The 17,509-nt window shown below is 69.2% G+C and carries 17 protein-coding genes and 1 tRNA gene; 10 read left to right on the top strand and 8 right to left on the bottom strand.

What is annotated here, in order from left to right; all coding sequences use genetic code 11:
• A partial coding sequence (locus VGZ32_RS26395; protein ID WP_326888916.1) for a hypothetical protein occupies nucleotides 1-878 on the bottom strand: 878 nt, incomplete at its 3' end.
• A gap of 227 nt (nucleotides 879-1,105) precedes the next feature.
• Between VGZ32_RS26395 and radA the strand changes: the two genes are divergently transcribed.
• A complete protein-coding gene (gene radA, locus VGZ32_RS26390; protein WP_326888915.1) occupies nucleotides 1,106-2,506 on the top strand; it encodes a DNA repair protein RadA in 1,401 nt (466 codons plus the stop codon).
• A 35-nt stretch (nucleotides 2,507-2,541) separates the two neighbouring features.
• Nucleotides 2,542-3,633: a DNA integrity scanning diadenylate cyclase DisA gene (gene disA, locus VGZ32_RS26385; RefSeq protein ID WP_326888914.1), complete on the top strand. Its 1,092-nt coding sequence runs from the start codon at nucleotides 2,542-2,544 to the stop codon at nucleotides 3,631-3,633.
• Nucleotides 3,634-3,701: 68 nt separating this feature from the next.
• Here the strand turns inward: disA and VGZ32_RS26380 are convergent, their stop codons facing one another.
• Complete coding sequence (locus VGZ32_RS26380; protein ID WP_326888913.1) at nucleotides 3,702-4,463, bottom strand: hypothetical protein; 762 nt, start codon at nucleotides 4,461-4,463, stop codon at nucleotides 3,702-3,704.
• An 81-nt stretch (nucleotides 4,464-4,544) separates the two neighbouring features.
• Between VGZ32_RS26380 and VGZ32_RS26375 the strand changes: the two genes are divergently transcribed.
• Nucleotides 4,545-5,609 (top strand): A/G-specific adenine glycosylase, encoded by a 1,065-nt coding sequence (locus VGZ32_RS26375; protein ID WP_326888912.1) that lies wholly within the window; start codon nucleotides 4,545-4,547, stop codon nucleotides 5,607-5,609.
• Here the strand turns inward: VGZ32_RS26375 and VGZ32_RS26370 are convergent.
• Nucleotides 5,575-6,867 carry a multidrug effflux MFS transporter gene (locus tag VGZ32_RS26370; protein ID WP_326888911.1) on the bottom strand — a complete coding sequence of 431 codons (1,293 nt, stop codon included), beginning with the start codon at nucleotides 6,865-6,867 and terminating at the stop codon, nucleotides 5,575-5,577. The two genes, VGZ32_RS26375 and VGZ32_RS26370, sit on opposite strands and share 35 nt — an antisense overlap.
• 100 nt (nucleotides 6,868-6,967) lie before the next feature.
• Here VGZ32_RS26370 and cysS point away from each other — a divergent pair, with 100 nt between their 5' ends.
• The 3 genes from cysS (at nucleotide 6,968) to VGZ32_RS26355 (ending at nucleotide 10,465) form a co-directional block, all read left to right on the top strand.
• The gene (gene cysS / locus VGZ32_RS26365; RefSeq protein ID WP_326888910.1) at nucleotides 6,968-8,371 is read left to right on the top strand and encodes a cysteine--tRNA ligase; all 1,404 of its coding nucleotides are present in this window, start codon (nucleotides 6,968-6,970) and stop codon (nucleotides 8,369-8,371) included.
• Nucleotides 8,372-8,434: 63 nt separating this feature from the next.
• On the top strand, nucleotides 8,435-9,436 hold the full coding sequence (gene rlmB / locus VGZ32_RS26360) for a 23S rRNA (guanosine(2251)-2'-O)-methyltransferase RlmB (RefSeq protein WP_326888909.1): 1,002 nt from the start codon (nucleotides 8,435-8,437) through the stop codon (nucleotides 9,434-9,436).
• A 162-nt stretch (nucleotides 9,437-9,598) separates the two neighbouring features.
• Complete coding sequence (locus VGZ32_RS26355) at nucleotides 9,599-10,465, top strand: LLM class F420-dependent oxidoreductase (RefSeq protein ID WP_326888908.1); 867 nt, start codon at nucleotides 9,599-9,601, stop codon at nucleotides 10,463-10,465.
• A gap of 110 nt (nucleotides 10,466-10,575) precedes the next feature.
• Here VGZ32_RS26355 and VGZ32_RS26350 read toward each other — a convergent pair whose 3' ends face one another.
• Complete coding sequence (locus tag VGZ32_RS26350; RefSeq protein WP_326888907.1) at nucleotides 10,576-11,667, bottom strand: sn-glycerol-3-phosphate ABC transporter ATP-binding protein UgpC; 1,092 nt, start codon at nucleotides 11,665-11,667, stop codon at nucleotides 10,576-10,578.
• Nucleotides 11,668-11,905: 238 nt separating this feature from the next.
• Here VGZ32_RS26350 and VGZ32_RS26345 point away from each other — a divergent pair.
• From VGZ32_RS26345 to VGZ32_RS26335, 3 genes are all read left to right on the top strand, one after another.
• Nucleotides 11,906-11,978: transfer RNA gene (locus VGZ32_RS26345), tRNA-Thr, on the top strand.
• Nucleotides 11,979-12,426: 448 nt separating this feature from the next.
• Nucleotides 12,427-12,954: a hypothetical protein gene (locus tag VGZ32_RS26340; RefSeq protein ID WP_326888906.1), complete on the top strand. Its 528-nt coding sequence runs from the start codon at nucleotides 12,427-12,429 to the stop codon at nucleotides 12,952-12,954.
• A gap of 770 nt (nucleotides 12,955-13,724) precedes the next feature.
• A complete protein-coding gene (locus VGZ32_RS26335; RefSeq protein WP_326888905.1) occupies nucleotides 13,725-14,192 on the top strand; it encodes a phage tail protein in 468 nt (155 codons plus the stop codon).
• A 104-nt stretch (nucleotides 14,193-14,296) separates the two neighbouring features.
• Here VGZ32_RS26335 and VGZ32_RS26330 read toward each other — a convergent pair whose 3' ends face one another.
• The 4 genes from VGZ32_RS26330 to VGZ32_RS26315 form a co-directional block, all read right to left on the bottom strand.
• Nucleotides 14,297-14,677 carry an STAS domain-containing protein gene (locus tag VGZ32_RS26330; RefSeq protein ID WP_326888904.1) on the bottom strand — a complete coding sequence of 127 codons (381 nt, stop codon included), beginning with the start codon at nucleotides 14,675-14,677 and terminating at the stop codon, nucleotides 14,297-14,299.
• A gap of 106 nt (nucleotides 14,678-14,783) precedes the next feature.
• Nucleotides 14,784-15,620: a helix-turn-helix transcriptional regulator gene (locus tag VGZ32_RS26325; protein WP_326888903.1), complete on the bottom strand. Its 837-nt coding sequence runs from the start codon at nucleotides 15,618-15,620 to the stop codon at nucleotides 14,784-14,786.
• Nucleotides 15,592-16,152: a DUF6879 family protein gene (locus VGZ32_RS26320; RefSeq protein ID WP_326888902.1), complete on the bottom strand. Its 561-nt coding sequence runs from the start codon at nucleotides 16,150-16,152 to the stop codon at nucleotides 15,592-15,594. Before VGZ32_RS26320 ends, VGZ32_RS26325 begins: the two co-directional genes overlap by 29 nt.
• 12 nt (nucleotides 16,153-16,164) lie before the next feature.
• The gene (locus VGZ32_RS26315) at nucleotides 16,165-16,365 is read right to left on the bottom strand and encodes a hypothetical protein (RefSeq protein WP_326888917.1); all 201 of its coding nucleotides are present in this window, start codon (nucleotides 16,363-16,365) and stop codon (nucleotides 16,165-16,167) included.
• Here VGZ32_RS26315 and VGZ32_RS26310 point away from each other — a divergent pair.
• Nucleotides 16,328-17,452, top strand: coding sequence for an SDR family NAD(P)-dependent oxidoreductase (locus tag VGZ32_RS26310; RefSeq protein WP_326888901.1), 1,125 nt, complete (start codon nucleotides 16,328-16,330; stop codon nucleotides 17,450-17,452). The genes VGZ32_RS26315 and VGZ32_RS26310 overlap by 38 nt on opposite strands.
• Nucleotides 17,453-17,509 lie beyond the last annotated feature (57 nt).

Genomic DNA, 17,509 nt, shown 5'->3' with positions numbered 1-17,509 from the left:
CCCGCCGCCAGCGCGATCGCCGCCGCGAAGCCGAGCGGCAGCACCCACTTGCGGCTGCCTCCGCCGTCGCGCTTGCCGGCGATCGGGAAGCCGTCCTCGTCGAACTTGCCGGCCCGCTCGGCGATCCGCGCGGCGAACGCCGTGCCCGCCGGATCGCGCAGGCTCTCCAGCACCCTCGAACGCACGCCAGGCGGCATGAACGAGTGCGGAAGCTCTTCGTAAAGCCGCAGCGGTCGCCGGGACTTGACCGTCGACGAGCAGCTCGCGCACTTCTCCAGGTGGCGCGCGATCGACTGGAGCCAGCCTTCCACGCCCTTGCCGTCGAGCTCGTCGAACCGCTTGCCGAGCTCCGCCGCCTCCGGGCACTTCGGGTCCCCGGTGCGCGCCGCCAGCACCACGAGCAGCGAGTTCTCCAGGTCCGCCTGCGCCGCGGCGACGTTGTCGGACGCCTCCTGCTCGGCGATCCCGAGCACCCGGCTGAGGTCGCCGTCCACCAGGCGATGCCGGAACGCCAGATCGAGGACCTCGCGGGTCTCCGGCGGCAGCATCGCGTAGCAGTCCAGCGCTATTCGGGCCAGCCGGTCACCGCGCGCCGCGTCGGCGGCGTCCTGCGGAACCTCGTCGCTGATCCCGACCCGACGGCACTCGGCCCGCACCAGCGCGTACAGCCAAGACCCCAGCTCATCGGGACGCCGCAGCTCACGGATACGACCGACGGCGACGATAAAGGCGTCGCGCAGCGCGTCGCCAGCCTGCTTGTGGTCGCCCAAAAGCTCATGACTGTAGGCATACAGTCGCGTTCCGTATATGTCGTAAACCTGGCCGGCCGCGAGGCGGTCCCCGGCCCGCAGCGCCAGTACCAATTCGCGGTCAGTCACGAAAGGAAGGTAAGCCATAGGAAGATATGAGTTCCACTGAGGCGGAAAAACTTCGGGCGTCAAGACCTCATAAATCGGTTCGAACCACCTTCATTCGTCGCGTGTATCTCGGCAGATCGTTCGCACGGCCGACCGAAGGATCCCCACCCTCAGCGCCGTGTCCGATGCCGCCGCGGCGCCGTCTCGTGGCGCCGCCCTGTCGCCCCCGCCCAGTACCGTCGTGACCCATGGCGACCACGAGCAAGACCACCCGCGGATCCGGGCCGCGCGACGCCTTCCGCTGCGCCGAGTGCGGTGCCACGACCGTCAAGTGGGTCGGCCGCTGTCCCGAGTGCCAGGCGTGGGGCACCGTCGAGGAGATCGGCGTGCTGAAGCCGCGCACGGTCAAGGCCGGCCCGGTCTCCGCCCCGGCCCGCCCGATCGGCGAGGTCAGCGCGGCCACCGCCAAGGCCAGGCCGACCGGCGTGCCCGAACTCGACCGGGTGCTCGGCGGCGGCGTGGTGCCGGGCGCGGTCATCCTGCTCGCGGGCGAGCCCGGAGTCGGCAAGTCCACGCTGCTGCTCGAAGTCGCCGCCGCCGGCGCCGAACCGGACCGCCCGGTCCTGGTCGTCACCGCTGAGGAGTCCGCCGCACAGGTTCGTCTGCGGGCGGACCGCATCGGCGCACTCGACCCCGACCTCTACCTCGCCGCCGAGACCGACCTGGCCGCCGTGCTCGGCCACATCGACCAGGTCAAGCCGGCGATGCTGGTCCTGGACTCGGTGCAGACCGTGGCCTCGGCCGAGGTGGACGGCGTCCCCGGCGGCGTCACCCAGGTGCGCGAGGTCTGCGCGGCGCTGATCCGCGTCGCCAAGGAGCGCGACCTCGCGGTGATCCTGGTCGGACACGTGACCAAGGACGGCTCCATCGCCGGCCCGCGCGTCCTGGAACACCTCGTCGACGTCGTCCTCCAATTCGAGGGCGACCGCCACTCCCCGCTGCGCCTCGTGCGCGCGGCGAAGAACCGTTACGGTCCGACCGACGAAATCGGCTGTTTCGAGATGCACGACAGCGGAATCAGGGGCCTGGCCGACCCCTCGGGCCTGTTCCTGTCCCGCCGCGCCGAACCCGTGCCGGGCACCTGTGTCACCGTCACGCTCGAGGGTCGCCGCCCGCTCGTCTGCGAGGTACAGGCACTCGTCGCCCCCTCGAACCTGCCCCAGCCGCGCCGGGCCACGTCCGGCCTCGACTCGTCCCGCGTCTCGATGGTGATGGCCGTTCTGGAAAGGCGCGGGCGGGTACCTCTGGGCAAGCACGATGTCTTCGCGGCAACGGTCGGCGGTGTGCGACTGGTAGACCCCGCCGCCGATCTCGCCGTCGCGATGGCGATGGCGACCGGAACGATTGACAGCCCGCTGCCGCCGACGGTCGTCGCGTTCGGCGAAGTCGGCCTCGCCGGAGAAGTACGCCCGGTGACCGGCCTGGCCCGGCGGCTGTCCGAGGCGGCCCGCCTGGGCTTCCGCACCGCGCTGGTCCCGCGTCTCGCGGACGGCGAAGAGACGCCGCGGATCCCTGAGGGGATGCGCATCGTCCAGGTCGCCGACATCGCGGACGCGCTCGCGACGCTTCACCAGATGATCAGCCGGTAAACTCTGTGACAATCGTCTTCCCACTCAGGAGCGCCATGGCTGCCCACGACCGGGCCGCGGACCACACGCAGCGCGCGACCCTAGCCGCGCTGGCCCCCGGCACGGAGCTGCGCGACGGCCTCGAGCGGATTCTGCGCGGCAATACCGGGGCCCTGATCGTGCTGGGCTTCGACAAGACCGTCGACAGCATCTGCACCGGCGGATTCGTCCTGGACGTCGAGTTCTCCGCGACCCGGCTGCGCGAGCTGTGCAAGATGGACGGCGGCGTGGTGCTCGACCTCGAGTGCCAGAAGATCGTGCGCGCGGGCGTGCAGTTCGTCCCGGATCCGGCGATCCCCACCTCGGAGACCGGCACCCGCCACCGCACCGCGGAGCGGGTCAACCGGCAGACCGGCTTCCCGGTGGTCTCGGTGAGCCAGTCGATGCGGCTCATCGCGCTTTACCACGACGAGAAGCGCACGGTTCTGGAGGACTCGGGCACGATCCTGTCCAAGGCCAACCAGGCGCTGGCCACCCTCGAGCGGTACAAGCTGCGGCTCGACGAGGTCGCCGGGACGCTGTCCGCGCTGGAGATCGAAGACCTGGTCACCGTCCGCGACGTCGCCCAGGTGGCGCAGCGGCTGGAGATGGTGCGCCGGATCGCCGTCGAGATCGAGGGCTACGTCGTCCAGCTCGGCGTGGACGGCCGGCTGCTTGAGCTCCAGCTCGACGAGCTGGTCGCCGGGGTCGAGCCGGACCGGCAGCTTGTGGCCCGCGACTACCTGCCCGAGCGCGCGATCCGCCGCAGCCGGACCGTCGACGACACGCTGCGTGACCTCGACGACCTCACCCACCCGGAGCTGCTCGAACTGGTCACCGTCGCCAAGGCGCTCGGCTTCTCCGGCGGTACCGAGGCCCTGGACGCCGCCGCCTCGCCTCGCGGCTATCGGCTGCTGGCGAAGGTGCCGCGGCTGCCCGGGACGGTCATCGACCGGCTGGTCGACCACTTCGGCGGGCTGCAGAAGCTGCTCGCCGCGTCGGTCGCCGACCTCCAGGCGGTCGAGGGCGTCGGTGAGACCCGCGCCCGGACGGTCCGCGAAGGCCTGTCCCGGCTGGCCGAGTCGTCGATTCTTGAGCGTTACGTGTAATCAGATCAGGTGATTTGCGATCTACCGGCCCCGATTCGTCGGGGCCGGTAGATCGCGCTGAAGCCGCGTTACTGAAGCTGGAACTGCACCGAGGCCGAGGCGACCCCACCGACCGATGCGGCGACCGCGTACGCGCCCGCGCCAACGGTCGGCGGGTTGGGCGGGCAGCCGGTCTGCGACTGCTGCCGATTCCACTTCACCTGCTCGTTGAAACCGTCGCCGGGTCCGAGCACGCGCAGATCGGCCGGCCCGGCGCAGGTGGCGGTCGTCCAGACCGGGGTCGAGGAGTCCACCGACGCGACCGTGACGACGACGCCCTTGCCGGACACGTCGAGGCGGCAGTTGGCCGAGCCCTGGTTGTGCAGTATCACGCTGAAGGTCGGGTTCTGACCCGCCGCGTAGACCGGACTGCCATTCGGCGCCGTCTTGTCGAGCTGGACCGTCACGGACAGCAGGCAGCCGCCAGACCCTGACACGCCGGTGACCGCGCCACCGGTACTGCCGCCGGTGTTGCCACCGGTGCCGCCGTTCGCTCCGCCGGCTCCGGCGGAGCCGCTCGCACCCGCGCCCGGCGAGCCCGTTGGCCCGACGACGGGGTAGGAGTTTATCGGCGGGTAGCCGGTCGCCCCGGCGCTCGGTGTGATTATCCCAGCGCTCGGCGATGCCGACGTAGCGGCGTGTGACCCCGCGCCGGCCGGCGAGCTGCCGGGTCCCGAGCAGCTGTACGCGAGCAGCCCGATCAACACCAACGGGATCCCGACCACGATGATGCGCCGCCGCCAGTACACCGCGGGTGGTTGGGGGCCGACAGGGCGGAGGAAGGATCCCACGGGAGGTCACTTTATTTCATGAACGACATCCGCCAGCGCATTGGCCTCCGCGTGCGTGTTGACAATGCGACCATAGGAGGGATGCCTCCTCAAACCACCCCCACCGCCGCGTCTGAGACCGGTCCGATCTCGTCGAACGCGCCCGAAACGGGGACGAACAACCCAACTCAGAGCGCGAAGAAGCGCCTGCCCGCCGCGCGATCGGCAGCCGCCGCCGCGACCCGGCCACCGGCCGTCGCGCCGGATCGGAATGCGGACCCGAATCTGGACCTGGAAGCGGCCGACGACGTCATCGAGCGGACCCGCGCCTGGTTCGCGGTTCATCGCAGGGATCTGCCGTGGCGGGCGTCCGACGCGGGTGCGTGGGGGGTCATGGTGAGCGAGTTCATGCTCCAGCAGACCCCCGTCAGCCGCGTGCTGCCCGCATACGAGGCCTGGCTCACCCGGTGGCCGACACCGAGCGCGCTCGCGGCCGACGAGCCCGGAGAGGCCGTGCGCATGTGGGGCCGACTGGGCTACCCGCGCCGTGCGCTGCGGCTGCACGGCGCGGCCGCCGCGATCGTCGAGCGGCACGGCGGCGCGGTGCCCGCGGACTACGCCGAGCTCAAGGAGCTGCCGGGGGTCGGCGATTACACGGCCGCCGCGATCGCGTCCTTCGCGTTCGGGCGGCGAGCGGCGGTGCTCGACACGAACGTGCGCCGCGTCCTCGCGCGGGCCTTCTCCGGAACCGAATTCCCGGCCGACGCGGTGAGCGCCGCCGAGCGCGCCCTCGCCGAAGCGGTGCTGCCCGAGGCGGCCGAGCACGCGGCAGGCTGGGCGGCGGCCTCCATGGAGTTAGGCGCGCTGGTGTGCACCGCGAAGACGCCCAAGTGCTTGGCCTGCCCCATCAACGCGCTCTGCCGCTGGAACGCTTTAGGCCGACCCGCGTACGAAGGGCCGCCGCGGCGCGGTCAGACGTATGCGGGTACCGATAGGCAGGCCCGAGGGCGCCTGCTCGCCGTGCTAAGGCATGCGACGGCGCCGGTAGCGGAATCCGCGTTTGAATCAGCGTGGAATCCGGCGGAGCAGCGCGAGCGCGCACTGGCCGGGCTGATCGCCGACGGCCTCGCGGTCAGATTGCCTGACGGACGGTATCGCCTGCCGTAACCCGTTCGGCCGCATCTTCCGGGGCGCGCCGCACCAGTACGACGTACACGAGCAGCGCCGCGACGCCCAGCGCCGCCACCACGGTCGCCATGGGCAGCGTCTTGGCGAGCACCGATCCGGCTCCCGGGCCGGTCAACGGCGCGGCGAGGGCGCCGAGCAGGAAGCGGGCGACGCCGATGAAGGCGGAGGCAGTCCCCGCGTTGTCCGCCTGTCCAGCGAGCGCGAGCGCGGCCGTGCTCGGCAGCAGGAAGCCCATGGACGCAACCACCACCCATAGGCACACGGCGGTCGGCCAGAAGCCGAGCCCCGCCACGGTGACCGCGATCAGACCCGCGCCGCCGACCGCGCATTGCACCAACCCGGTCTGGAGCAGGCGGGCCGGCGCCACCTTCCCCGCGAGCCACCCGTTGACCTGGCCGATGAGGATGATGCCGAGGGCGTTCACGCCGAAAAAGACGGAGAAGGCCTGCGGGCTCAGCCCGTACACCTGCTCGGCGACGAACGGCGAGCCCGAGATGTACGCGAACATCGCCGCGAACCCGAGCCCTCCGGCGAGCGCGTAGCCGACGAAGCGCCGGTCAGCGGCCAGTGAACGGAAGGCGCGCGTCGTCTCGCTGAGGCTCGCGCTGCGCCGCCGCTCGATCGGAAGCGACTCGGGCAGATCAACATATACGCCGATGAAAAGCGCGACCCCGATCCCGGCAAGCACGACGAAGAGCCCCTGCCAGCCGGTGACCCGCAGCAGCTGGCTGCCGACGACCGGGGCGAGGATCGGCGCCGCCCCGTTGACCAGCATGAGGGTGGAGAAGAACTTCAGCATCGCCGTGCCGGAGTACAGGTCCCGTACCACCGCCTGAGCGAGCACAATTCCGGCGGATCCGGCGATACCCTGGATGAGGCGGCCCACCGTCAGCAGGGCGATCGAGGGGGCGACGGCGCACAGCAACGAGGCGAGCGCGAAGGCGCTGACGCCGACGAGGAGGGGCCGGCGACGGCCGAACGAATCGGAGAGCGGGCCGGCGAGCATCTGACCGAGCGCAAGGCCGATAAGGCACGCGGTCAACGTGAGCTGCACCTGTGATGCCGTGGCGTGGAAATGGCTTTGCAGCGAGGGGAGCGCCGGGAGGTACATGTCGATGGACAGCGGCCCGAACGCGGACAGCACGCCCAGCAGGAATATCACCTTGACCCGTGCCAAGCCCTTGAACGCGGAGCCGGGATGGGAGACGGCCGCCGTCTCGGGCTCGGGTTGGCGCACCGGTCTCCCCTTGATTCACGAAGGTCCAGCTCAGGCAACCGCGGGCACCGGGCCGCTATCCCGGGACATTGAACTTACCCAAACCGGTACCCTGGTATGCGTGACCGTTCGCCTGTACGACACCGCCGCACGCAGCGTGCGCGACTTTGTCCCCGTGCAACCGGGCAAGGTCTCGATCTACCTGTGTGGCGCCACCGTGCAGGCCCCACCGCACATCGGACACGTCAGGTCCGGGGTCAACTTCGACATCCTCAGCCGCTGGCTCACCCACCGCGGCTTCGAGGTCACCTTCGCCCGCAACGTCACCGACATCGACGACAAGATCCTGGTCAAGGCCAAGGAGCGGGGCGTCGAGTTCTGGCGGGTGGCGCAGGCCAACGAGCGCGCGTTCACCGCCGCCTACGACGTGCTCGGCTGCCTGCCGCCGACCGTCGAGCCGCGCGCGACCGGCCACGTGCCCGAGATGGTCGAGCTGATGCACGACCTCATCCTCAACGGCCACGCCTACGCGGCTGGCGGCGACGTGTACTTCGACGTGCGCAGCTTTCCCGCGTACGGCGCGCTGTCCAACCAGCGCATTGCGGACATGCAGAGCGCCGACGACGCGGACCCGAAGAACGTCAAGCGCGACCCGCACGACTTCACCCTGTGGAAGGGCGCGAAGCCGGGCGAGCCGTACTGGAACACGCCGTGGGGACCGGGGCGCCCTGGCTGGCACCTCGAGTGCTCGGCGATGGCGCGGCGATACCTCGGCAGGGTCTTCGACATCCACGGCGGCGGCCTCGACCTGATCTTCCCGCACCACGAGAACGAGATCGCCCAGTCGAAGGCGCGCGGCGACGAGTTCGCCCGCTACTGGATGCACAACGCCTGGGTGACCGTGAGCGGCGAGAAGATGGCGAAGTCGCTCGGCAACTTCATGCTGGTCACCGAGGTGATCAAGCGGCACCGGCCGATCGTGCTGCGCTACTACCTCGGCACGCCGCACTACCGCTCGATGATCGAGTATTCGGAGGCGGCGATCGAGGAGGCGGCGACCGCCTTCGCCCGGATCGAGCAGTTCCTCACCCGCGCGGCGGAACTGACCGGCCCGACCGAGCCGACTACGGTGCCGGACGACTTCGCCGCCGCCATGGACGACGACCTGGGCGTCCCGCAAGCGGTGTCCGTGCTGCACCAGACCGTGCGGGCCGGCAACACCGCGCTCGCGGCGGGCGACAAGGAGACCGCTAAGGCACGCCTCGGCGAGGTACGCGCGATGCTCGGCGTGCTGGGTCTCGACCCGCTCGCGGAGCCGTGGGCCCAGGCCGCGGGCGCGGGCGCGTGCGTCGGTGAGGACCTAAGGCCGATCGTGGACAGCCTGATCGGCGTGGCACTCGAGCAGCGGCAGGCGGCGCGCGCGCGCAAGGACTACGCGGCGTCCGACGCCATCCGGGACCGGCTCGCGGCGCTCGGCGTCGTGGTCGAGGACACTCCGGCGGGCCCCCGCTGGACCCTTGCCTGATCCCTCCCCTTCCCGCAACCACCCCACTCACCACCCACCCACGACATCACGGAGTATGACGACATGGCAGGCGGTAAGGGCGGCGGGCTGGGCGGACGCGGCAACAAGCCAGGATCCAAGCGCAAGGGCGCACAGCTCGGCTCGGGCGGCAACCGCCGCAAGTCGCTGGAGGGCAAAGGCCCGACGCCGCGCGCGGAGAACCGCACCGGCCACCCGGCCGCGCGCAATGCGGCCGCCTCGGCCAAGCGCGCACAAACGGCCCAGCGCGGCGGGCGGGCCCCGGCGAAGGTCCCGTACAAGGCCAACCGGCAGATCTCCGAGCTGATCGCGGGCCGCAACTCGGTCGTCGAGGCGCTGCGCTCCGGGGTTCCGGCGGTGACCCTTTACGTCGCCCAGAACATCGACTTCGACGACCGCGTGCGCGAGGCGATCACGCTGGCGACCCAGCGGGGCGTGCCGCTGCTGGAGGTGCCGCGGCCCGAGGTGGACCGGCTGACCGACGGCGCGATCCACCAGGGCGTTGCGCTCCAGATCCCGCCCTACCAGTACGCCCACTCCGACGACCTGCTCACGAAGGCACTCGACGCCGCTGAGACGCCCCTGATCGTCGCCCTCGACGGCGTGACCGACCCGCGTAACCTCGGCGCCGTCATCCGCTCGGCGGCGGCGTTCGGCGCCCACGGCGTGGTCGTGCCCGAGCGCCGGTCCGCCGGTATGACCGCCGGCGCGTGGAAGACCTCCGCGGGCGCCGCCGCACGGCTTCCGGTCGCGCAGGTCGTGAACCTCACCCGGGTGCTGGAGTCGTACAAGAAGCAGGGCCTGCTGGTCGCGGGCCTGAGCGCACGCGGGACGATCGACCTGTCCGAGCTGGAAGCCGGCGCGGACCCGCTCGTCCTCGTCGTCGGCTCGGAGGGCAAGGGCCTGTCCCGACTTGTCGAGCAGACCTGCGACGTGACCGTGCGCATCCCGATCGCGGCCGCCACCGAGTCGCTCAACGCCGGCGTGGCCACCAGCATCGCGCTGTACGAGATCGCCCAGCGCCGCCTGCGCTCCAGCCGCCTCTAACGCACTCGGCCAACGCCGAGGAAGCCGTCCGCCTGAGCTCCGCTCGCCCTCCCCCTCATCCCCCTCGACCCGCCCCCTGCCACCCGCGCCAGGTCACCGACAAGCGTAGGCTGACTCCGAATCCTCTTTCCCTCCCCCCGACGCGCCTCATGGGAGTCCAGAGTGCATATCGGAATCACGATCGCCCGCTTCGACTGGCCCGGCGGACCGGCCGCGATCCGGCCCAACATGTTGCGGATCGGCCGCGGCGCCGACGCGCGCGGTCTGTACAGCCTGTGGGTCATGGACCACTTCTTCCAGATCGGGGGGAACGGTGCCCCCGAGGAGCCGATGCTCGAGGGCTATACCGCGCTCGGGTTCCTCGCCGCCGCGACCGAGAAGGTCAACCTCGGCACCATGGTCACCGGGGTCACCTACCGCAACCCCGCGATCCTGGCCAAGACCGTCACCACGCTCGACGTGCTCTCCGGCGGACGCGCGTACCTCGGCATCGGAGCGGCCTGGTTCGAGTACGAGCACGAGAGCTATGGAGTGCCGTTTCCCCCGGTCAAGGAGCGCTTCGAACGGCTCGAGGAGACGCTGAAGATCGCCGACGGGATGTTCTCCGACTCGGACGCCGGCTTCGAGGGTGCCCACTACTCCCCCAAGCGGCTGCTGAACTCCCCGCCGCCGCTTTCCCGCCCCCGCCCGCGGATCCTGATCGGCGGCGGAGGCGAGAAGAAGACGCTGCGCTTCGTCGCGCGCTACGCAGACGCCTGCAACCTGTTCGACGGCGGCGACGAGATGGTCGCGCACAAGCTCGACGTCATCCGCGAGCACTGCGAGGCCGAGGGCCGCGACTACGACGAGATCGAGAAGACCGTCATTGTCCGGATCGCGCCCGACGCCACCGCCAAGGGCATCGCCGAGCGCCTGGAGCGTCTACGCGCGCTCGGCATCACCCACGCGATCGGCGGCCCGCCGATCGCCGCCGACGAGCACTACCTCGACCTGCTCGGCGAGATCGCCTCACTCGTCGCCGATCTCTGACTCATCGCACCGCATCCCCGAACATGCCGCGGCCCCGGGCTCGAAAGAGCCCGGGGCCGCCGCTTTGCCCGCCTCGGTCAGAGACAAGTCACGGGCTTGGTCACGTCACCTCAGTCCGACAGCCGCTCTCCCGACACCGCCGAGAAGAGGTGCGTCTCGCCGGCCCGCGGCAGGAAGTGCATCGTCTCACCCTTCGCCGGGGTGTTGCGCGGGTCGACGCGCACGATCACGTCGACGTCTCCGCCGTCGACCTTCGCCGTTCCGTAGGCGAACGCGTCGGCGCCCAGCTCCTCGACCACGTTCACCGTCACCGCGATGCCCGTGCCGGTGGCGCTCAGGTCGAAGGACTCCGGCCGCACGCCCAGCGTCAGGGTCCGCTCGCCCTTGTCGACGGCCCTGGACAGCGACTCGCGGTCCACCGGGACCACCGCGCCGTCGAACGCGACGCCGCCGTCCACGATCGGGGCCTCGATCAGGTTCATCGCCGGAGAGCCGATGAATCCGGCGACGAACACGTTCGCCGGCTTCTCGTACATGCGGCGCGGGGTGTCGCACTGCTGCAGCAGACCGTCCTTGAGCACCGCCACCCGGTCGCCCATCGTCATCGCCTCGACCTGGTCGTGCGTGACGTAGACGGTCGTGATGCCCAGCCGCCGCTGGAGCGACGCGATCTGGGTGCGCGTCTGCACACGCAGCTTGGCGTCGAGGTTCGACAGTGGCTCGTCCATGAGGAAGACCTTGGGCTCACGCACGATCGCGCGGCCCATCGCGACGCGCTGGCGCTGACCGCCGGAAAGCGCCTTCGGCTTGCGGCCGAGGTACTCGGTCAGCTCCAGCAGCTTGGCCGCGTCCTCCACCTTCTGGCGGATCTCGGCCTTCGGCACGCCGGCGATCTTCAGCGCGAAGCCCATGTTGTCGGCGACGGTCATGTGGGGGTACAGCGCGTAATTCTGGAAGACCATCGCGATGTCCCGGTCCTTCGGCGGCAGGTGGGTGACCTCGCGCTCGCCGATCCGGATGGCGCCCGAGGTCACCTCCTCCAGGCCGGCCAGCATGCGCAGAGAGGTGGACTTGCCACAGCCCGAGGGGCCGACCAGCACCAGGAATTCCCCGTCCTGGATGTCCAAGTTGAGCTTGTCGACGGCCGGGCGCTCTGCCCCGGGATAGACGCAGGTCGCGTCCTCGTAGATGACACCAGTCATGGCAGCAGTAATCCCTTTCAACCGGCAGGAACGTGCCGGACGATCCGAGTTGAAGGCGGTCCGTATAGACCTTCGCTGACGGTATCTTCTTACATTCCTCTTGTCACTACACGCGCCGCTCTTGCCCCGGTCTCCCCCGTTTCGCCCGATCCCACCCGAACCGCAACTCGGTGGGCCCCACCCGGCCCGCCCGGTACCATAGGTACGGCTCCGCCCGACAAGGGCCGAACCGGCGACCGCTGGTGTGGCGCAATTGGCAGCGCACCTGTCTTGTAAACAGGTGGTTGGGGGTTCGAGTCCCCCCACCAGCTCAGATCCTAGCCGCAGATCACAGCTCCGGCAGACACCCGAGAGCCCTAGACCTTGATATAGGCCTAGGGCTCTCATGCCAGATCCAGTCTTCGCCCTCTCCTTCAGCCCCCTCCGAGTCGGTTTCACCCCGCCCGGCGCCCGTCTCCCGCCTCAGCTCCCCGATCAACCAGTCCAGCCCTGAGGCCATGTCGGCACTACAAGTTCGACCACGCGCGAGCCCTGCGACCCTGCAAGCGATTAGTCACGTTTGGCGGGCCGCGCGGAGCCAGTCGCGACCACACCTGCGCGGCGCTGGCCGATGCAGCGCAAGCGATCGCGAAGCCGTGTCCGCTCGTGCACACATCCTGCCCGCTCAGGCATTACAAATCAGCACCGTGCGGTGCGACACTGACGGCGCACTCCGAACTGCCGTGCGACTCAGGTAGCATTCGATGAAAGGGGCTTTCCATGCCCGCGTTCCTCAAGTCTGCCTGTCTCTGTGCTGTTTCGGCCGCCGGGCTGCTCCTCGTCACGGCGTGCGGCGGCGGTTCCGGCGGCAGCGGTGGTCAGACGGACGCGACGCAGCTGGACCTGTGCTCAGTGCTGACCGCCGCGCAGATCAAGCAAGCGATCGGCATGGAGGTCGGCCCTGGTACCGGTGCGGACGCCCCAGCCGTCGGCTGCAGCTGGCTGGCCACGGGTGACAGTCTCTCGACCGTTACGCTGCTCTACACCGAGCCTTCCACATACGACGCCATGAAGCAGATAACCGCCCAGGCCGGCATGAAGGTAACCAAGGTGGACGGCGTCGGCGACGAAGCGTACGCCGAGTACGACTCGTTGACCGCAGCGCCCCTGCTGTACATAAAGAAGGGTTCTACGATTGTTTTCGTGTCGGCCGACATCATGGCCGGCGGCACGACGGGCAGGGTTCCCCAGGCGCAAGACCTCGCCGCCGACAAGCAGCTCGGCACGATCATCGCCGGAGCGTTGTGACATCGGTGCGTGCCCGAATCTCGGCGTAGCGTGCCAGATAGCCACTGCACCTACTCAGATCAGAGAGTAACTGTCCTCAAGCTCGTGCCGATCGCCAGGTAACACCAGGTCTCCCACATGTGGACCGACCAGGAGCTGACACCCAGCCCGGCGCTCAGTGCCTTCTGGGTGAGTCTGCGGTCGCGCCGCGCTTCCCTGAGTCGGGCGGTGATCGGCCGCAGCCGAGACTGCGGCGTCTCCTGAATGGTCGCGTAGAGGCGCTGTGGGGCACGTAGGACGACAATCGGGGCAAGGGCGGATCCGCCCCTTAGGCGTGCCAGATCCGTGCCAGAACGGGCGGAGAGCCAAGGCCGAATACGGCTACTGGCAGACAGTCGCTCGGTAAGGCGCAGATCAACGCTTCCCGCTCGAACGGCCGGGCGGCCTCAGGGATCTTGTAAACGGGTGGTTAGGGGTTCGAGTCCCCTCACCAGCTCCTCCACTGCCCATTTCAACCCTATAGATACGCAGGTCACGCGGGTTCCGCAAGATCATATCGGAACGGCGGCACCTCACCGCATCTCACTGGCGATTAGGGTTCGCAGACGGTTTTCCACCGCCTTCCACCGCCCTTGAATGCCAACCCTGATGCGCTAATGTCTCTACGGGAGTGGCTCGAAACCGCGCTCCGGTAGTGCAGTCGAGCCGACGGAGCCGCTTGGGGGCTTGTCCGGTCGGGCGCGCGGCTTGCAGACAACTGATTCGTTGGTTACGCGGAGGGGATGATTGGCATGTCAGTCGGAAGCGGTGAGCCGACCGTCATCAGTGCCTCGACATTCGTGCTCGAGGTCGACGGTGTCCAGGTCGCGACGTTCAGCGAACTGTCCTCAATCAGCAGCGAGGTCACGCCGGCCGAGTCCGTCGCGACGGCTCCCGGGGGCGTTTCGCACACCATGCAATACGGCACGGCGAGTACCCCACAAGTCACGCTCACGCGAGGTCTGGACACCGATACGTACCTGTGGTCATGGCACCAAGCGGTGCTGCAAGGTGTGCCGACCGCGCGCAGAACCTGCTCGCTGCTGCTGTTCGCCACTGGCCAGTCGCCGAAGTCCGGCCAGCCGACTATTACCTACATCCTCGAGAATGCCTGGCCGTCGAAGCTGGAGATCAGCGGTAAGGCGGCGGGTGCCGGCGAAATCGTGATGGAGACGGTTGTGCTGGTTTGCGACCAAATCCTGATGCAGCCTGCCGGCTGAGAGAAGGGCCGAAACCGCCCTAGGCCGAGCGCTGGGTTCGCTTGGCGGTGTAGCTGACCATTACACGTCCTCTTTGATTGAGTCCCTTCGCTGCGGTATCGATGTCACTGGGCGGCGGCGTGCTGCGCGTCGAGCCAGGTGAACGCCTCGTCCAACGCGGGGAAGGCAGGCATCACGCGCACGAGGCCGGTGATGCGGAACGTCTTGAGGACGCGTTCTTGGACCGCGACGAGGCAGAGGGCGCCGCCGAGCGTCTTCGCGCGCTTCATTGCTCGGATCAGGACTCCCAGACCTGACGAGTCCAGGAAGTCGAGCCTTGACATCTCCAGCGCGACGCGCTGGGCGTCTTTGGGGAGGTGGTCGAGGACGTCGCGGAGTCTCGCCGCGGAGTACATGTCCAGTTCGCCGACCAGCTCGACTACCGACCGGCCCGCGTCCACCCACGCGTTCACGTCCAGCATGCGGTGAAGGCCGGTCTCGCTCATGCCGGGTTTCTCTCCTGACGGTCCATTTCCCCGCTCCGTGACGGGATCACGATCTCAGGAATCCGCTTTCCCGCCTAAGGATTGCTCGAAATTGCTCGGGTCGCGGTCAGAGCGCTGAGAGCGCGGCGGCGATTCGTACGCGGGCGGCGGTCCCGTACACCGCTGTCTCGGCGAGCGCCGCGTGCACGCGGGCGTACACCGCTATCTCGTCGACGTGGGTGAGCCGCAGTTCCGCGGTGAGGGTCTCGATGATGACCGCGTCGGTGTCGTACATCCAGAAGCCGTTGTCGGCGTGGAACGGCCACATCGTCCCGGCCGGCACGACCCCGATGTTCACGGTGGCGTGCGTGGTCGTCACCATCAGCCGGTCGAGCTGACCCGCCATCACCTCCGGCGGCGCCGCGTTCCCGTCGCGCAGGGCCCCTTCGGCGATGACGAAATCGAACCGCTTGGTCGGCAGATTCAGGACCTGCTGACGGTTCATCCGGATCGCGACCGCCGCGTCGATGTCGTCCGGCGCATTATGGAGCTGGGCGCCCTGAGCGAGCCTGAAGCGCGCGTACTCGGCTGTCTGGAGCAGGCCGGGTATGTAGTTCGGTTCCCAGACGCGCAGGTGGCGCGTGTCGGCCTCGAGGCCCAGGGACTCGGCCTGCCGGAAGCGCATGCCAGCCTTGAGCTGGCGGCGCCAATCCCGGAAGAACGACTCGAGCATGGTCAGCTCGGCCCGCAGCGCCGCCTCGGCGCCCGGGTGGCCGGTCGCCTCGGCCCAGATCCGGATGTCGGCCGGAGAAGGGGTCTGCTTGCCGTTCTCGATCTTGCTGACCTTGGACGGAAGCCAGCCGCACGCGGCGGCCAGCTCCCGTCCCGTCATGTCCGCATCTCGGCGCAACTGGCGCAGGTGCGCGCCAAGGGCTTCACGCGCTTGGTCGACGTTGGTCGTCAAAGCCGTGCCGTTCCGCGTACTGGTCCCGCCGCTCGGCGTGGTGCCACGCCGCGTCCCGGGCGGCGTTCGCCGCGACGATGCGGGGCGGGTCGGTGACCGGCTCGGCGCCGATCAGGTTGTCATCCGCACTGAAGTGCAGGAGGTACAGACGCTGCGAGTCGAACAGCCAGAAGTCCTCGTGGGGCAGCTCCGCGACGACCGGGTGGGTGCGTGGCAGATAACGTATGTCCTCTCCGGCCGCATTGGTGCCGGCGGCCAGCCAAATGCCGAACCGGGTGTATTCGGACCACGGCTCCGAGACGATCCGCACGCGGGTGATGCGGCGCCCGGCTGCGGCGTGCCGAGCGACGAGCGCCCGGTAGCCGGTGGTCCACTCCAGATCGACCGGGTCCTCACCGGCGAGGAACTGACGAAGCGGCGCGACCTCGTACGGCATCCCCGCGTAGGACTCCCGCACCTCCAGGCGGAACGCGGTGTACCCGAACTGGGTGAACAACGCATCGAAGTCGTCTCCGGCGAGCAGCGCGGTCAACGGCGGATCCTCTTACTCGACGTCGCGGGGCAAGTACTTGAGCAGGCTGTACGGGATTTCTACCAGGGTCTCGTGGGCGGGAGCCTTGGCATCGGCGAGAGCTGCCGGGTCATCCACGATGTACCCCTGGATCACGAGCGTGCCACGGTCGGTCTTGTAGACGCGCGGCGACCCGGTGTTGCCAGAGTCTCCGCCGACGAACTGTAAGCGCACGTTGCTTCCCTTCGTTGGTTGTTGCTCTGGATTTCTGCAAGCGCAGCGCACATCTGACGGGGCGTCAAGAGGCACCCTGGAGCGGCATCCCGGCACGCAGTGCACCGATTGCTGGTTGACTTGCGGCGTGCGGGTCTTGGTGACGGGAGCCTTCGGGTTCGTGGGGACGGCGGTCGTCCGGCGGCTCGTGATGAGTGGCCACACGGTCGTGGCGTTGACGCGACAGCCGGAAGGGGCGCAGCTGCCCGCGAGCGGTGCTGGAGAGGTAGAGGCCGGAGAGACAGAGACAGTGCACGGAGACGTGCGGTCATTCAAAATGATGGAAAGACTGGCCGCGACCGTCGACGGGGTCTGCCATCTGGCGGCCCTGACCCGGATACGCGAGTCCTTCGCACGGCCTGGCGAGTACTTCTCGGTCAACGCGGCCGGGACGGCGGCGGTCGTGTCGGCGCTGCTTTGCGCGGCGGCCGCGCAAGGTCGTCCGGGTCGGCTGGTGCTGGCTTCCACAGCGGCCGTGTACGGGCAGGCGCCGCACTCACCGATCGCCGAGTCGACTCCCGTGGTGCCGCTCAGCCCTTATGGCGCGTCGAAGGTCGCGGCCGAGGGAATGGCGCTGAGTGCGGCGAGCCACGGCGGCTTGGGAGTAACCGTGCTGCGGGCGTTCAACGTGGCCGGGGCGGTCGACGGTCGCACCGACACAGACCTGACCCGGATCATTCCGAAGGCACTGGCCGTGGCGAGGGGTCTGGAGCCGGTTCTCGAGGTCAACGGGGACGGCAGCGCGGTACGCGACTACGTGCACGTGGACGACCTGGCGCGCGCCTTCGTCCTGGCGTTGGAGCAGTCGTCACCTGGCGAGGGCGCGGTCTACAACGTAGGCGCGACCGCCGCGAGCGTCGCCTCGGTCATCGAGTCGGTTTCCCGCGTGTCGGGCGGCGGCCCGATCCCCGTCAAGCACCTGCCACCGAAGCCGGAGGCCGCCTCGGTGCTCGCCGACACCGCCCGCATCCGCGCCGAGCTGGGCTGGGAACCTCGGCGCTCGGGACTGGACGAGATCGTCGCGGACGCCTGGGCGGCTGGTCGATAGCGGTATATTCCGTCATGATCCGCGGCCTGGCACTCGATTGCGAAACATGACACTCGT

It is taken from the genome of Actinocrinis sp. (assembly GCF_035938995.1).
In the GTDB taxonomy this organism is placed as follows: Bacteria; Actinomycetota; Actinomycetes; order Streptomycetales; family Catenulisporaceae; genus DASZGI01.
This window is presented reverse-complemented; position numbering and strand designations above follow the sequence as displayed.

Coding starts and splice junctions, on each gene's coding strand:
- disA (WP_326888914.1), top strand. CDS start 2,542: ATGGCTGCCCACGACCGGGCCGCGGACCACACGCAGCGCGCGACCCTA.
- rlmB (WP_326888909.1), top strand. CDS start 8,435: ATGGCAGGCGGTAAGGGCGGCGGGCTGGGCGGACGCGGCAACAAGCCA.
- VGZ32_RS26340 (WP_326888906.1), top strand. CDS start 12,427: ATGCCCGCGTTCCTCAAGTCTGCCTGTCTCTGTGCTGTTTCGGCCGCC.
- VGZ32_RS26375 (WP_326888912.1), top strand. CDS start 4,545: ATGCCTCCTCAAACCACCCCCACCGCCGCGTCTGAGACCGGTCCGATC.
- VGZ32_RS26330 (WP_326888904.1), bottom strand. CDS start 14,677: ATGAGCGAGACCGGCCTTCACCGCATGCTGGACGTGAACGCGTGGGTG.
- VGZ32_RS26335 (WP_326888905.1), top strand. CDS start 13,725: ATGTCAGTCGGAAGCGGTGAGCCGACCGTCATCAGTGCCTCGACATTC.
- radA (WP_326888915.1), top strand. CDS start 1,106: ATGGCGACCACGAGCAAGACCACCCGCGGATCCGGGCCGCGCGACGCC.
- VGZ32_RS26350 (WP_326888907.1), bottom strand. CDS start 11,667: ATGACTGGTGTCATCTACGAGGACGCGACCTGCGTCTATCCCGGGGCA.